The organism is Sphingomonas sp. MJ1 (PH-R8), assembly GCF_048058635.1.
Lineage (GTDB): Bacteria > Pseudomonadota > Alphaproteobacteria > Sphingomonadales > Sphingomonadaceae > Sphingomonas.
On the sequence record NZ_JBBEFX010000028.1, the window covers coordinates 1 to 15086 of the forward strand.

The window sequence follows — 15086 nt, forward strand, 5'->3', positions numbered from 1 at the left end:
CTACAGCGCCCCCATGCCCGCCGATCCCGTGTCCGTTCTCCAGTCGACCTTCGGCTTCCCCGGCTTTCGCGGTGTCCAGGGCCAGGTGGTGGATCGGGTCCTCGCCGGTCAGCGCACGCTTGCCGTCATGCCCACCGGCGCCGGCAAGTCGCTCACCTATCAGCTGCCCTCGGTAGTGCTCGACGGCACCTGCGTCGTCATCTCGCCGCTCATCGCGTTGATGCACGACCAGCTGCGCGCGGCCACCGCCGTCGGCATCCGCGCCGCCACGCTCACCTCGGTGGACGAGAACCGGCAGGAAACGATCGCCCGCTTCCGCGCAGGCGAGCTCGATCTGCTCTACGTGGCACCCGAGCGCGCATCCGGCAGCTACTTCCGCGACCTGCTCGCCCAAGCCCCGCTCAGCGTGTTCGCGATCGACGAGGCGCATTGCGTCAGCGAATGGGGCCATGATTTCCGCCCCGACTACCGCCTGCTGCGCCCGTTGTTCGACCAGTTTCCCGATGTGCCGCGCCTGGCACTCACCGCCACCGCCGACGCGCATACCCGCGCCGACATCCTCGAGCAGCTGGGCATTCCCGAAGAGGGGATGATCGTCGCCGGCTTCGACCGGCCCAACATCCGCTATGCGATCACCCCGCGCGACAACACCACGCGCCAGATCGCCGACATCCTCGCCGAGCATCCCGGCCCCGGCATCGTCTACGCCCCCACCCGCGCCGCGACCGAGCGGCTGGCGGCGGCACTATCGACGCCCAAGCGCGAGGTGCGCGCCTATCACGCCGGGCTCGACCCCGCCGTCCGCCAGCGCAACCAGGCGGACTTCGTCGCGAGCGAGGACATGGTGATGGTCGCCACCGTCGCCTTCGGCATGGGCATCGACAAGCCCGACGTGCGCTTCGTGGCCCACGCCGGTCTGCCCAAGTCGATCGAGGGCTATTACCAGGAGACCGGCCGCGCCGGTCGCGACGGCGACCCGGTGGTCGCGCACCTGTTCTGGGGTGCCGACGACTTCGCCCGCGCCCGCCAGCGCATCGGCGAGGTCGAGCCCGAGCGCCAGCCCGGCGAACGCGCCCGCCTCAATGCGCTCGGCGCATTGGTCGAGACCGCCGGCTGCCGCCGCGCCATCCTGCTCGCCCATTTCGGCGAGACCCCGCCTGATGCTTGCGGCAACTGCGACAACTGCCTCAACCCGCCCGCCGCGGTCGACGCGACCGAAACGGCGCGCAAGTTCCTGTCGGCCGTGTTCCGCACCGGCCAGATGTTCGGCGTCGGCTATATCGAGCAGGTGCTGCAGGGCCAGTCGACCGAGCGCAGCATGACCAACGGCCATGAGTCGCTGTCGGTGTGGGGCATCGTCGAGGCGGAGGAAGCGCATCTCCTCAAACCCGTCGCCCGCGCCCTGCTGCTGCGCGACGCCATCCGCGCCAATCCGCACGGCGGGCTCGAGTTCGGCCCCGGCGCGCGCGGCCTGCTGAAAGGCGAGGCGACCCTCAAGCTCGTCCTCCCGCCCAAGCGCGAGCGCCGCCGCCGCGGTGCTGCCGGCGCCACCCCCAACCCGATCGGCAATCCGCTGTTCGAGGCGCTGCGCCGCCGCCGTCGTGAGCTTGCCGAAGAGGCGTCGGTGCCGCCCTACGTCATCTTCCACGACTCCGTCCTGCGCGACATGGCGACGATGCGCCCGTCGAGCCTTCAGGCGCTCGGCCGCATCACCGGCGTTGGCGCGCGCAAGCTGGAGGCGTATGGCGACGCCTTTCTCCAGGTCATCCGCGAGGCAGCATGATCCGCACCATCGACAGCAAGGTCTCCGTCGCCCCCCAGATTCTCCCTGAGCAGATGCCGGACATCGCCGCCGCCGGCTTCGTCGCGATCGTCAACAACCGCCCCGACGACGAGGAGCCGAGCCAGCCCTCCGGTGCCGAGATCCAGGCGGCAGCGGAAGCCGCCGGCCTCGCCTACACCGCCATTCCCGTCACCCACGCCGGCTTCGGCCACGGCCAGCTCGACGCGATGCGCGCGGCGCTCGATGCCGCCGATGGCCCAGTGCTCGCCTATTGCCGCTCGGGCACGCGCTCGTGCAACCTGTGGGCATTGGCCGAGGCCAAAGCCGGCGGCGACTCCGCCGAGCTGGTCGAAAAGGCCGCGGGTGCCGGCTACGACCTGTCGGGCATCCGCCCAACGCTGGACGCGCTGAGCGGCCGGTGAGCCAACAGGGTTAGCATGTCGGACGAACGCTTCGGTCTGCGCCGCCGCGCGCTGCTTGCCGGCCCGCTGCCGCTCGATGGCGGCGCGTCGCTGCCGGCGGTCGAGATCGGCTATGAGACCTATGGCACGCTGTCGCCGGCGGCCGACAATGCGGTGCTGGTCTGCCACGCGCTGACCGGCGACCAGTATCTCGCCTCCGACCATCCCGTCACCGGCAAGCCCGGCTGGTGGACGCGCATGGTCGGGCCAGGCAAGCCGATCGACACCGATCGCTGGTTCGTGATCTGCTCCAACGTGCTCGGCAGCTGCATGGGATCGTCGGGGCCCGCGTCCGTTGATCCCACGACGGGCGAGCAATGGGGCATGGCGTTCCCGGTCATCACCATCCGCGACATGGTGCGTGCCCAGGCCCTGCTGCTCGACCACCTCGGCATCGGGCGGCTGGCGGCCGTCGTCGGCGGGTCGATGGGCGGGATGCAGGCGCTGTCCTGGGCCGCGACCTTCCCCGAACGCGTCGAGGCGGCGGTGGTGATCGCCGCCACCGCGCGCCATTCGGCGCAGAACATCGCCTTTCACGAAGTCGGGCGCCAGGCGATCATGGCCGACCCGAAGTGGCGCAACGGCGCCTATTACGAGAGCGGCGACCCGCCCGCCGCCGGCCTCGCCGTCGCGCGCATGGCGGCCCACATCACCTATCTGTCGGAAGCCGGGCTGACCGCCAAGTTCGGCCGCCGCCTCCAGGCGCGCCCGGACGGGCAGGCCGGTGCCAAGACCTTCGGCTTCGACGCCGACTTCCAGGTCGAAAGCTATCTGCGGCACCAGGGCCTCGCCTTCACCGACCGGTTCGACGCCAACTCCTACCTCTACATCACCCGCGCGCTCGACTATTTCGACCTTGCCGAGGAGCATGGCGGCATGCTCGCCAACGCCTTCCGCGACACCGCTACCCGCTTCTGCATCGTCAGCTTCGACACCGACTGGCTCTATCCCACCGCGGAGTCGCGGGTGATGGTGCAGGCATTGAACGCCGCCGGCGCCCGCGCCAGCTTCGTCGAGCTCTCCAGCCCCTTCGGCCACGACGCCTTCCTGCTCGAATCGCCCGAGCTCGACCGGGTGGTGCGCGGCTTCCTCACCTGGGGTCGCGCATGACGACACTCCGCCCCGACCTCGCCGTCATCGCCGCCAATGTGGCGGAGGGCGCGCGCGTGCTCGACGTCGGCTGCGGCGACGGCGCGCTGATGGCGGCGCTGCGCGACACCCGCGGCATCGACGCGCGCGGGCTGGAGATCGATGCCGGCAACGTCGCTGCCGCCGTCGCGCGCGGCCTGTCGGTGGTGCAGGGGGACGCCGACGCGGATCTCGCCGGCTATCCCGACGCCAGCTTCGACTATGCGATCCTCAGCCAGACGCTGCAGACGACGATGCGTCCGCATGTGGTGCTCGATCATCTGCTGCGGATCGGCCGCCGCGCGTTCGTGTCCTTCCCGAACTTCGCGCACTGGCGGGTGCGCGCATCGCTGCTGTGGGGCGGGCGCATGCCGGTCACGCGGCTGCTGCCGGTGCCGTGGTACGAGACGCCCAACATCCACCACGTCACCATCGACGACTTCCGCGCCTTTGTGAAAGCGCGCGGGATCACCGTCGAGGACGCCTGGTTCCTGAAGGGCGACCGCCGCACCAGCGCCGCCGCCGCCAACTTCCGCGCCGAGCACGCGGTGTTCCTGCTGCGACGCTAACCCGCCACCCGTACCCCGGCGAAGGCCGGGGCCCAGTTGCGGTGTCGCCTGACTGGGGCAACCGCCTGCCTCCCCTCTCCCGTGCTCCTGCGAAGGCAGGAGCCCAGGGTCCCGGGCGCCAACAGCCGTTGTCCTGCTTGGCTCTGGATTCCCGCCTGCGCAGGGATACGGTTCTTGCCGGGCGTATCGCAGGCACAAAAAAGGGGGCACGCGGCCCCCTTCTTCGTTCCCATCGCAACCGCGATCAGAACGGTACGTCGTCGTCCAGGTCGTCACCGAAGCCACCGCCGAAGCCACCGCCGCTGCTGCCGCCGCCCGAGCGGCCACCGCCGCCACCGCTGCGCCCGCCGCCGCTGTTGAAGCTGCCACCACGACCGCTCGAGCCGCCGCCGAAGTCATCACCACCGCCGAAGTCGTCGCCACCGCGGCTGCTGCCGCCGCCACCCTGGCCGCCGCCCGGACCGTCGAGCATCGTCAGCACCGAGTTGAAGCCCTGCAGCACGATCTCGGTCGAGTATTTGTCCTGACCGTTCTGGTCCTGCCACTTGCGGGTCTGCAGCTGGCCTTCGATGTAGACCTTCGATCCCTTGCGCAGGAAGCGCTCGGCGACGTTCGCCAGGCCTTCGTTGAAGATCGCGACCGAATGCCATTCGGTCTTTTCCTTGCGCTCGCCCGAGTTGCGGTCCTTCCACGATTCGGACGTGGCGATGCGCAGGTTCACCACCTTGCCGCCGTTCTGGAAGCTGCGCGATTCGGGATCGCGGCCCAGGTTGCCGACCAGAATGACCTTGTTGACGCTGCCGGCCATGATGTCTCCATTACTCTCGAAAATGCGGGCGCGCGGGGCAATCGGTCGCAGCGACGTATGCCGGCCGGCGCGGGTGCGCTAGACTAGGCGGCATGGCCGAGATCATCAACCTGAACCGCGCGCGCAAGGCCCGTGCCCGCGCCGAAAAGGCAGCGGAGGCCGACGCCAATCGCCACCGCTTCGGCCGTACCAAGGCGGAGAAGGCGGCGGAAGCCCAGGACCGGGACCGGGCGGAGCGCACCCTCGACGGGGCGAGGCGTGAGGACATGCCGGACTAACCCCTCCCCTGTACCCCGGCGCAGGCCGGGGTCCAGTTGCGGTGCGCCTTGGAAGCGCCCGCGCCCTCGCCAAGACCTTCCCAACTGGGCCCCGGCCTGCGCCGGGGTACAGGAAGGGCTACAGCCCCAGCGCCACCGCGCTCCAGTACGTGATCCCCGCCGCTGCATAGGCGAGCCCGAACAGGTACGCGAGCATCAGCCCCGGCACCCGCCACCCGTTCGTCTCCCGCCGGGTGACGGCAATCGTCGACAGGCACTGCGGCGCGAACACGAACCAGGCGAGGAAGGCGAGCGCGGTCGGCAGGCTCCAGCGGCCCGACAGCCGCCCGCCCAGTTCCTGCGCACCCTGTTCCTCGTCCGCCGCATCGATCGCATAGACGGTCTGCAACGCCGACACCGCGACCTCGCGCGCCGCCATCGCCGGGATCACCGCCAGCGACATCTCGTGGTTGAAGCCGATCGGCTTGAGCACGACCTCCAGCCCCGACGCGATCCGCCCGGCGGCCGAATATTCGCTCTGCTTCACGCCCTCCGGCGCCACCGGATAGGATGCGAGCAGCCACAGCGCGACCGTGACGGTCATGATCGTCGTGCCCGCACGCCGCAGGAACACATAGCCGCGGTGCCACAGCCCCAGCGCCACGTCGCGCAGCGACGGCATCTGGTAGCGCGGCATCTCCATCATGAAGCCGCCGCCCTGGCCCTTGGCCAGCGTCCGCCGCAGCACGAAGGCGGCGAGCACCGCGCCGACGACCCCTGCGAGGTAGAGGACGAACAGCACCAGCCCCTGCAAGCCGACGCCCGGCGCCACCTGCCGCGCCGGAATGAACGCACCGATGATGAGGGCATAGACCGGCAAGCGTGCCGAACAGGTCATCAGCGGCGCGATCAGGATCGTGGTCAGCCGCTCCTTGGGATCGTCGATCGCGCGCGTCGCCATGATGCCGGGGATGGCGCAGGCGAAGGAGGAGAGCAGCGGGATGAACGCGCGGCCCGAAAGCCCCACGCTCGCCATCAGCCGGTCCATCAGGAACGCGGCGCGCACCATGTAGCCCGATGCCTCCAGCACCAGGATGAACAGGAACAGGATCAGGATCTGCGGCAGAAACACCACGACGGAGCCGACGCCGTTGATGATCCCCTCGACCAGCAGGTCGCGCAGGAAATTCTCCGGCAGCGTGGCGACGGCGGTGTCGGCGAGCCAGCCTTGCAGCCCTTCGATCCAGCCGATCGGCGCTTCCGACCAGCTGAACACCGCCTGGAACATCACGAACATCAGCGTGAGCAGGATGATCGGCCCGAACACCGGGTGCAGCGCGATGGCGTCCATCGATCGCGTCACGGCGCGCGCACGCGGCTGCTCGGTGATCGCGACGCCGGCAACGCGGCGCGCCTCGCGCTGGAAATGGCGGATGTCGGCGTCGAAGCTGTCGAGCGGCGGCGGCAGCGTCGCGGGCGCACCCGCCAGCACCTCGGCCAGCGCGTCGCGCAAGGCGTCGAGCCCGCGCTTGCGCACCGCAACCGTCGGCACCACCGGGCAGCCGATCTCCACCGACAGTGCGTCCAGGTCGAACTTCAGCCCGTCCCGCTCGGCCATGTCGACCATGTTGAGCGCCACCAGCATCGGCCGGTCGAGCGCCTTCAGCTGCAGGACGAAACGCAGATGATTGTCGAGGTTGGTGGCGTCCGCCACCACCACCAGCACGTCGGGCAGCCGTTCGCCCTGCTGGCGGCCGAGCACCACGTCGCGGGTCACCGCCTCGTCGGGGCTGGAGGGATCGAGGCTGTAGGTGCCGGGCAGGTCGACCAGCTCGACCGGCCGCCCATCGGGCAGCGCCATGCGCCCGGAATGGCGCTCCACGGTCACGCCCGGATAATTGCCCACCTTCTGGCGCGCGCCGGTGAGCGCGTTGAACAAGGCGCTCTTGCCGGCATTGGGGTTGCCGACGAGCGCGACCAGCGGTGGGTGGTTCATGATCCTGTCCGAAAAGGCCTCAGTCGACGGCCAGGGTGACGCGAATGGCGGCGGCGACATGGGGGCGCAGCGCCACCATCATCCGCCCGATGCGGCAGGCGACCGGCCCGCCGCCGAGCCATGCGCGGTGCAGCAGCTCGATCTCGACGCCCTCGTCCAGGCCGAACTCGCGCAGCCGCCGCGCTTCGGCAGGCTGCAGCGCATCCCAATCCACCCCCGCCACGCGCGCATGCTGGCGCTGGGCGAGGTGCGAAAGGCTGGCGTTGGGCGAAAGCATTGCGAGTGATTATCAATAGTTGACGCGGAAGGCCAGCTTTTTCGTTTTCAAACGGCCGGATAGCGCAGCCGGCCGATGAAGCGCGACAGGCTCAGCCGCCGCTCGCTCGACGCCCGGCCGACCCATTGCGCCTTGGCCTTTTCGAACTGCATGATGTTGTCGATCCGCCGCGACAGGAACGCGCGGGTATCCGCCCAACCCTCGCTCTCGTCGTCCAGGAAGACGGTGACGGTGGTGCCATAGACGGCCCCCAGCGTCGCGCGCTTGGTGTAGTGGTTATAGTCGGTCGCGGTGTCGCCCGCGAGCCGCCACATCAGGTCGACGCTGCGCCAGCCAAGCCGGGTGGCACGCGCCAGGTTCTGCGGCATCGCCAGGATCGCGAGCGCCCGGCGCAGCGCCTCGCGCTGCGGGGCGACCGCGGCGAGTCGCGCCTCGACCAGCGCGGTGATGCGCTGGCGGATCTTCATCGCGGCGAGCACGTCGGCAGGAAGCCGCTCCATCATCAGCCGGTCGATATGCGCGAACCAGGCGTCGATCATGTCGAGCGGGCTCGGCATCGCCGCGCGGGCGACGTCCGGGTCGATGCCCAACTGCTCGGCCGCCATGGTCACCGCGGCCGGCGCCCAGCCGTCGAACGCGGCGTTCGCGGCCACCACCGGCGCCAGGGCAGCGCGCAGTTCGTCCAGCGTCGCGTCTTCGAATGCTGCGGTCGCCATCGCGGCCTCCTTCATGGGATCAGGCCACCGATCTAGTCTGCCCGGCGGCAGGCGCAACCTTCGGCTCGCGCCGGACCAGCACCAGCGCGGCGGCGACCAGCAGCGCACCGATCAGGTCGGGGGTACCCGGCCGCTCGCCATAGACCGCCCAGCCGATCCCGCCCGCCACGATCGGCTGGAGCAGCAGCGTGATGCCGATCACCAGCGGCGGCAGCCGACCGAGCGCATAGATCATCAGCCCCTGGCCGAATAGCTGGCTGACCAGCGCCAGCCCGATCAGCGGCCCCCAGCCGGCCGCGCCGGTGGGCACCAGCCGCTCGCCCAGCCCGATCGCGAGCAGCAGCAGCGGCACCGCGGTGGCCGCTCCCGAAAGCGCCAGCGCCGGCATCGGCGGCACCGCCGCGCGCACCCGCGCCATGCCGATGAAATAGACGGCGTATGCAAGCCCCGCGAACAGCGCGAGCAGGTCGCCGACGAGATGCGCGTGCGACAGCTCCGCCGACTGGCCGAGCAGCATGCCCCCACCGACCATCGCCAGCAGCAGCGCTGCGACCTGCGGCCGGCTCGGCCACGCCCGCGCGATCAGAAAGCCATAGACGGGGTAGATCAGCGTGGCCGAATTGGCGAACAGCGTCGCATTGGCGAGCGTCGTGCGGTGGATGCTCACGTTCCACGTCGCCAGATCGGCGGCAAAGGCGAGCCCCGCCACCAGCAGCACCGGCCAGAAGGCGAGCCCCCGCCGCAGCGCGCCCGGATTCGCCAGCGCCGACCAGGCGAGCAGCCCCGGCATCGCCAGCGCCAGCCGCCAGAAGCCGGCGGCCACCGGCCCGGTCTCGGCCAGCCGCACCAGCCACGGGCCCGTCGCCAGCGTCAGGTTGGCGACCACCGCGGCCGCCAGCCCCATTCCCGTTCCGCGGCCCTCCGAGTTCATCGGCTCAGCCGCGGCGCCGGATCAGGCGAAGCGCTGGCGCAGCGCCAGCATGGCGAGTGCCGCCTTGGCGGCTTCCCCGCCCTTGTCCTTGTCGTTGCGATCGGCGCGCGCCAGCGCCTGCGCCTCGTTCTCGACGGTCAGGATGCCGTTGCCGATCGGCAGGCCGTCCATCGCCAGCGCCATCAGGCCCCGCGCGCTTTCGTTGGCGACGATCTCGAAATGATAGGTCTCGCCGCGGATCACCACGCCCAGCGCGACATAGGCGTCGAACTGGCCGGTCTCGGCTGCCATCGCGACCGCGCCCGGGATCTCCAGCGCGCCCGGCACGGTGACGATCTCGTAATCCTGCCCGGCCTCCTGCAGCGCAGTGCGCGCGCCATCAAGAAGCAGGTCGTTGAGGTGGTCGTAGAAGCGCGCTTCGACGATCAAGATGCGGGCCATGTCAGCGCTCCGTGTCGATGGGACGCTCGCCGACGATCGACAGGCCATAGCCGTCGAGCCCGACGAGGGTGTGATGGGTGTTGGTGAGCAGCACCATTTCGGCGACGCCCAGTTCGTTCAGGATCATGGCGCCCACGCCATAGTCGCGCAGCTGGTCCATGTCGGCGGGGTCGAGCTCGCCGGTGCGCGCCTGCATGGCGACGGTGAACTGGTCGAGCCGCGGCTTGTTGATCACCACGATCACGCCCGCGCCTTCCTCGCCGATGATCTCCATCGACCGGCTGAGCAGCTCCGCGCGGCGCCCCGTCTCGCCGAAGATGTCGGCGAACGGCGACATCGCGTGCATGCGCACCAGCGTCGGCTTGGTCGGATCGATGCGGCCCTTCACCAGCGCGACCTGCTCGCTGCCCGTCGCCTTGTTCCAGAAGGTCATCGCGGTCCACTCGCCGCCCCAGCGGCTGGTGAAGCGGCTTTCCGCCCGCTTTTCGACCAGATGGTCGTGGCGGCGGCGATAGGCGATCAGGTCGCGGATGGTCCCGATCTTGAGGCCGTGGAGCTGCGCGAAGCCGACCAGGTCGTCCAGGCGCGACATGGTGCCGTCCTCGTTCATGATCTCGCAGATCACGCCCGCGGGGTTGAGCCCGGCGAGCCGCGCCACGTCGACCGCCGCCTCGGTATGGCCGGCGCGCACCAGCACGCCGCCATCGCGCGCGATCAGCGGGAAGACATGCCCCGGCGTCACGATGTCGGCCGCGCCCTTGGTCGAATCGACCGCCACCGCGATGGTGCGCGCACGATCGGCCGCCGAGATGCCGGTGCTCACCCCTTCCTTCGCCTCGATCGAGACGGTGAAGGCGGTTTCGTGCCGCGTGCCGTTGTTGCGGCTCATCAGCTCTAGGCCGAGTTCCTCGACCCGCGGCTTCGACAGTGCCAGGCAGACGAGGCCACGGCCGTGCGTCACCATGAAGTTGATCTTCTCCGGCGTCGCCATCTGCGCCGGGATCACCAGGTCGCCTTCATTCTCCCGGTCCTCGTCGTCGACTAGGATGAACATGCGCCCGTTGCGCGCCTCGTCGATGATCTCCTCAGGCGAGGAGAGGAAGCCGTGGCGGAGCCGGGCAGGTTCGAGGGAGCCGGGTTCAGGCAGCGCCATGCTGCGTCCTTTCACGATAGCGCTCCATGCGCTGGAGATAGCGGGCGAGCACGTCGATCTCGAGATTGACGGCCTGCCCCTCGGCAATGTCGGCAAAGGTCGTGACCTCGGCCGTATGGGGAATGATGTTGAGGCCGAAGCGCGTGCCCTCCGGCCCGTCCTCGACGCTGTTGACGGTCAGCGAGACGCCATCGACCGTGACCGAACCCTTGGCGGCCAGATAGGGCGCGATCTCGGGCCCGGCCAGGATGGTGACGCGGTGCGATCCGCCTTCCTGGGTGACGTCGAGCACGTCGCCCAACCCATCGACATGACCGGTGACGATGTGCCCGCCCAGCTCGTCGCCGAGCTTGAGGGCACGTTCCAGGTTCAGCCGGCGACCCGCGGTCCACTGGTCGCGCGCGGTGCGGGACACCGTTTCCCCCGACACGTCGACCGCGAACCAGCCCGGCCCCTTGTCGACCACGGTCAGGCACACGCCCGAACAGGCGATCGACGCGCCCAGGTCGACGGTTGCGGTGTCATAGCTTGTGGCGATGCGGACGCGCAGGTCGCCCGTCTGCTCTACGGCCTCGATGGTGCCGATGTCGGTGACGATTCCGGTGAACATATCAATCTCGCTCGCGCTCGTAGACTTCGCGCCGGTCGCTGCCAAGCGAACGCGCCTCGATAAACCGCCATCGGCCATGGGCCTCGGCCAGGCTGGAAAGGCCCAGGTCGCCGACCGCAGACGTGCCCACGCCGATCAGGATCGGCGCCCGATAGAAGAGCAGCCGGTCGACCATGTCGGCAGCCAGGAAGGCTGCGGCAGCGCCCGCGCCTCCCTCCACCAGCAGATGGTCGACGCCGTCCAGCGCGCCCAGGTCGGCCAGATCGTGCAGCGCCTCCCACCCTTCCGGCACCGCGCCGCGGGTCAGCAGCAACCGGCGCGGGCTCAAATGCTCCAGGCCGGGCAGGCGCACGTCCAGCCGCGGCGCATCCGCCTCATAGGTACCGCGCCCGACCAGGATCGCCTCATGCCGGGCTCGCTCGCGGTGGACATCGGCGCGGGCCTCCGGTCCCGTGATCCAGCGGCTCTCGCCCGAGGCCAGCGCGATGCGCCCGTCGAGCGAGGTCGCGAGCTTCAGCGTCACATGCGGTCGCCCCAGCGCCAGGCGAGTCAGGAACCCCGCCATGCTGCGCCGTGCCTCGTCCGTGCACACGCCCTCGGTCACCGCGATCCCGGCAGCACGCAGCCGGGCGATGCCCTGGCCGTTGGTGCGGGGATCGGGGTCCGTCAGCGCCACCACCACGCGGGCCGGCTTTGCCGCGACGATCAGGTCCGCGCAGGCCGGTCCCCGCGCGGAAACATGCGCGCAGGGCTCCAGCGTCACATAGAGGGTCGCGCCCTTCGCGGCCGCGCCCGCTTCGGCCAGCGCCACCGCCTCGGCATGCGGGCGCCCGCCCGGCTGGGTCCAGCCCTGCCCAACCACACGACCATCGGGCGCGACGATCACGCAGCCAACATTGGGATTGGGCGCGGTCTGCCCGCGGCTGCGCTCGGCCAGGGCCAGCGCCTCGCCCATCCAGCGCGCATCGTCGGTCGTGTCGGCCAAGGAGGTCAAAGCCCCCAGGCGGTCATGCCGTCGTCGAGCTTCTTGAACTCGGCCTGGATCCGCGCGCGCCGCTTCTCCAACTCGGCGATCTCCTTCTGGCGCTTGGCCTCGTCGATCTTCTGCTGGGCACGGATTTCCTCATCCGTGCGGTCGAGCCGCCAATCCTGGACGTAGATGATCTCGCGCTTGTACGGCCGCTCGAAGTGGGAATCATGGACGAACGCCCAGATCCACAGGCCGGTGATCGTCACCGCCAGCGCCAGGAACGCCCATTGGTGCGGCCGCCGGTGCGACAGGAACAGTCGCAGGTCATGGTACGCACGCAGCGGCGACAGGTGGCGCAGGATCCTCATGGGCCTTCCAGATAGGCGTCACCGCCCTCGGCCACCAGCCCCTGCGCCGCCCCTTCAGTTCTCCATCTCGAAACGCACCGTCATCACGCGCCAGCTCTCGACCGGCACGCCGTCGCGCGTGGCGGCACGGAAGCGCCACTTCGACAGCGCTTGCCGCCGGGTCGCCTCCCAGAACGCGTCGCTGGTCGCGCGCACCGGCTCGACCGCGGTCACCCGCCCATCGGCGCCGATCCGCACCCGCACCGTCACTGCGCCGTCGCGCTCGGCGCGCCGCTCGGCAGGCGGATAGGCCGGCTGGAACGCGTCCCTGTAGCGCGGGTCCGGTGCGGCATCGACCAGCACCGGCATCGGCTTGGGTGGATCGACCGTGACGCCCGTGCCCGTCCCACCGAGTGTCCCCGTCGTGGTCGGCGGCGGGGTGATCGGCAGAGTCGCATCGCTCGCCATCACCGTTTCGTCAGGCCGCGGCAGGTCGATGAGCGGCTTGGGGATGAAGGGGAGCGTCTGGGGCGGGGGCTGGACCGTCTTCTCCACCGGCTGCGGCTCCGGCTTCACCTCCGGCGGCGTCGGCGGCAGCGGGATGGCGGTCGTATTCAGCACCGGGTCCTCATAGCGGACCACGGAGACCGATCCGGCCAGCAGCATCGCGGCGAGCAGGCCGCCGTTGATCGCCAGGGCAACGCCCATGCTGGCAGGGTGGAAGCGGCGTTCGGAAGCATAGCGATTCGCGTACATCGGCTTCTCCTCGTTCGTGCCCTCCAAGGGCCGAGCAGGCGATGGTACATCATAACACTGCAGACGCAATGGCGTGCGTCTTCGCGCCACTTCGGGAGCACTCCACCTCCCCGGCCCCCTATACCGGCGCAGGCGAAACCTCTGCAAAGCCCTGACCGTGCTCCTGCGAAGGCAGAAGCCCAGGGTCCCGAGCACCGCACGTCGATGGTCTGCTTGGCCCTGGATTCCTGCCTGCGCAGGAATACGGATGACCAAAGGCATCCCTGCCACGGCGGAGGATGCGCGGGCTAGCGGACCTCCGCCTGCTCCGCGGCGCGCAGCCGTGCGATCGCCGCGTCCCGTCCGATCAGCGGCAGCAGCGCCGCCATGTCCGGCCCATGCTCGCGCCCCGTCAGCGCCAGCCGCAGCGGCAGGAACAGCGCCCGTCCCTTGCGCCCGGTCGCCTGCTTGAGCGCCCCCGTGAGCGCCGCCCAGCTCGGCTCCGCCCAGTCGATCGACTCGGCCACGCCCGCCGCTTCGGCCACGAACGCACGATCCTCGTCCGACAGCGCCGCCACAGGGATCGGCCCCGTCACCACCTGCCACCAGTCCGCCGCCTCGGCGACGGTCGACAGATTTGCGCGGATCGCCTCCCAGCCCGTCCGGTCCATGCCCTCGGGCAGCTCTGCCTGCACCCGCTCCCAGTCGAGCTGGTGGACGATGCGCGCGTTGAGCGCCTGCAGCTCCGCCTCGTCGAACCGCGCGGGTGCCCGTCCGAAGCGCGCGAAGTCGAACCCGGCGATCAGTGGCGCCCGGTCGACCAGCGGCTCTACGGGATCGCTCGTGCCCAGCCGTGCGAGCATCGCCACCACCGCCTCGGGCTCGATCCCCATCGTGCGGAACTCGTCGACGCCGGTCGCGCCCAGCCGCTTCGACAGCTTGCCCTCGGCCCCCGTCAGCAGCGCGACATGCGCGAACTCGGGCAGGCCCGCGCCCAGGCTTTCGAACATCTGGATCTGGGTCGCGGTGTTGGACACATGGTCCTCGCCGCGGATCACCGTCGTCACGCCCATGTCGATGTCGTCGATCACCGACGGCAGCAGATAGAGCCAGCTGCCGTCCGCACGCCGCACGACGGGATCGCTCAGCCGCGCTGCCTCGAACCGCTGCTCGCCCCGCACCAGGTCGGGCCAGCCGATCGGCGCGCCATGGTCCAGCCGGAACCGCCAGTGCGGCCGCCGCCCCTCGGCCTCCAACCGCGCGCGGTCCGCGTCCGTCAGCGCCAGCGCCGCGCGGTCGTACACCGGCGGCAGCCCGCGCCCGAGCAGCACCTTGCGCCGCAGCTCGAGCTCCTCCGGCGTCTCATACGCCGGATACACCCGCCCCGCCGCGACCAGATCGGCAAAGCACGCCTCATAGCGATCGAACCGTGCCGACTGGCGCTCCTCGCCCGCGACGTCGATCCCCAGCCACGCAAGGTCGGCGCGGATCGCGTCCACGAACCGCTCCTCCGATCGCGCCGCATCGGTATCGTCGATGCGCAGCAGCAGCCGGCCGCCGTTCGCCTTGGCATAGAGCCAGTTGATCAGCGCCGCGCGCAGATTGCCAAGATGCAGCCGCCCGGTGGGGCTCGGCGCGAAGCGGGTGGTAACGGTCATGCGCTGAGCCTGTAGAGCGATTCGACCGCCGGTGGAATTGCCCGGAGCCACACTCCCCTCCCTGCAAGGGAGGGGCAGGGGGTGGGTTGGCGAGCGAAGCGAAGCCGCTCAACGCTAGCCCCCGTGCGGCGCGGCGCCGACCGGGAACCCACCGACATCAGCCCGGAGAGAGTGTAGGTCTCGGGGGGGGGGGGGGGGTGGGGGGGGGGGGGGGGGGGGGGGGGGGGGGGGGGGGGGGGGGGGGGG

The 15086-nt window shown here is 70.4% G+C and carries 17 protein-coding genes; 5 read left to right on the forward strand and 12 right to left on the reverse strand.

Features of this window, described 5'->3' with window-relative positions:
* Window positions 1-13: 13 nt before the first annotated feature.
* The 4 genes from recQ to metW are packed head-to-tail and all read left to right on the forward strand — an operon-like array spanning window position 14 to window position 3941.
* Window positions 14-1783 (forward strand): DNA helicase RecQ, encoded by a 1770-nt coding sequence (gene recQ / locus VPH46_RS15620; protein WP_416612709.1) that lies wholly within the window; start codon window positions 14-16, stop codon window positions 1781-1783.
* Window positions 1780-2205 (forward strand): TIGR01244 family sulfur transferase, encoded by a 426-nt coding sequence (locus VPH46_RS15625; RefSeq protein WP_416612683.1) that lies wholly within the window; start codon window positions 1780-1782, stop codon window positions 2203-2205. Before recQ ends, VPH46_RS15625 begins: the two co-directional genes overlap by 4 nt.
* A gap of 15 nt (window positions 2206-2220) precedes the next feature.
* The gene (metX, locus tag VPH46_RS15630; RefSeq protein ID WP_132883887.1) at window positions 2221-3354 is read left to right on the forward strand and encodes a homoserine O-acetyltransferase MetX; all 1134 of its coding nucleotides are present in this window, start codon (window positions 2221-2223) and stop codon (window positions 3352-3354) included.
* On the forward strand, window positions 3351-3941 hold the full coding sequence (gene metW, locus VPH46_RS15635; RefSeq protein ID WP_416612686.1) for a methionine biosynthesis protein MetW: 591 nt from the start codon (window positions 3351-3353) through the stop codon (window positions 3939-3941). The genes metX and metW overlap by 4 nt, the downstream gene beginning before the upstream one ends.
* A 244-nt stretch (window positions 3942-4185) precedes the next feature.
* On the opposite strand, the gene ssb is transcribed toward metW, so the two are convergent.
* The gene (gene ssb / locus VPH46_RS15640) at window positions 4186-4749 is read right to left on the reverse strand and encodes a single-stranded DNA-binding protein (RefSeq protein ID WP_416612688.1); all 564 of its coding nucleotides are present in this window, start codon (window positions 4747-4749) and stop codon (window positions 4186-4188) included.
* A 92-nt stretch (window positions 4750-4841) separates the two neighbouring features.
* Between ssb and VPH46_RS15645 the strand changes: the two genes are divergently transcribed.
* Entirely contained in the window at window positions 4842-5027 is a 186-nt protein-coding gene (locus tag VPH46_RS15645; RefSeq protein WP_416612690.1) for a DUF4169 family protein, read from the forward strand.
* A 118-nt stretch (window positions 5028-5145) separates the two neighbouring features.
* Here VPH46_RS15645 and feoB read toward each other — a convergent pair whose 3' ends face one another.
* The 11 genes from feoB to gltX all read right to left on the reverse strand — a co-directional run bounded on the left by feoB (window position 5146) and on the right by gltX (window position 14840).
* A complete protein-coding gene (gene feoB, locus VPH46_RS15650) occupies window positions 5146-7002 on the reverse strand; it encodes a ferrous iron transporter B (protein WP_416612692.1) in 1857 nt (618 codons plus the stop codon).
* Window positions 7003-7021: 19 nt separating this feature from the next.
* Entirely contained in the window at window positions 7022-7279 is a 258-nt protein-coding gene (locus tag VPH46_RS15655; protein ID WP_125962466.1) for a FeoA family protein, read from the reverse strand.
* A gap of 47 nt (window positions 7280-7326) precedes the next feature.
* A complete protein-coding gene (locus VPH46_RS15660; protein WP_416612695.1) occupies window positions 7327-8010 on the reverse strand; it encodes a COQ9 family protein in 684 nt (227 codons plus the stop codon).
* 4 nt (window positions 8011-8014) lie between these two features.
* Window positions 8015-8899 carry a DMT family transporter gene (locus VPH46_RS15665; RefSeq protein ID WP_416612697.1) on the reverse strand — a complete coding sequence of 295 codons (885 nt, stop codon included), beginning with the start codon at window positions 8897-8899 and terminating at the stop codon, window positions 8015-8017.
* Window positions 8900-8947: 48 nt separating this feature from the next.
* On the reverse strand, window positions 8948-9367 hold the full coding sequence (gene ribH, locus VPH46_RS15670; RefSeq protein ID WP_239436535.1) for a 6,7-dimethyl-8-ribityllumazine synthase: 420 nt from the start codon (window positions 9365-9367) through the stop codon (window positions 8948-8950).
* Between the two features lies 1 nt (window position 9368).
* Window positions 9369-10520, reverse strand: a complete 1152-nt coding sequence (gene ribB, locus VPH46_RS15675) for a 3,4-dihydroxy-2-butanone-4-phosphate synthase (protein WP_416612699.1) — start codon at window positions 10518-10520, stop codon at window positions 9369-9371.
* A complete protein-coding gene (locus tag VPH46_RS15680) occupies window positions 10507-11130 on the reverse strand; it encodes a riboflavin synthase (protein WP_416612701.1) in 624 nt (207 codons plus the stop codon). The genes ribB and VPH46_RS15680 overlap by 14 nt, the downstream gene beginning before the upstream one ends.
* Window position 11131: 1 nt before the next feature.
* Window positions 11132-12115, reverse strand: a complete 984-nt coding sequence (gene ribD, locus VPH46_RS15685; protein ID WP_416612703.1) for a bifunctional diaminohydroxyphosphoribosylaminopyrimidine deaminase/5-amino-6-(5-phosphoribosylamino)uracil reductase RibD — start codon at window positions 12113-12115, stop codon at window positions 11132-11134.
* 5 nt (window positions 12116-12120) lie between these two features.
* Window positions 12121-12468: a hypothetical protein gene (locus VPH46_RS15690; protein ID WP_125962472.1), complete on the reverse strand. Its 348-nt coding sequence runs from the start codon at window positions 12466-12468 to the stop codon at window positions 12121-12123.
* Window positions 12469-12522: 54 nt separating this feature from the next.
* Entirely contained in the window at window positions 12523-13203 is a 681-nt protein-coding gene (locus tag VPH46_RS15695) for a TonB family protein (RefSeq protein ID WP_416612705.1), read from the reverse strand.
* Between the two features lie 287 nt (window positions 13204-13490).
* Window positions 13491-14840 (reverse strand): glutamate--tRNA ligase, encoded by a 1350-nt coding sequence (gene gltX, locus VPH46_RS15700; protein ID WP_416612707.1) that lies wholly within the window; start codon window positions 14838-14840, stop codon window positions 13491-13493.
* Window positions 14841-15086: the final 246 nt, after the last annotated feature.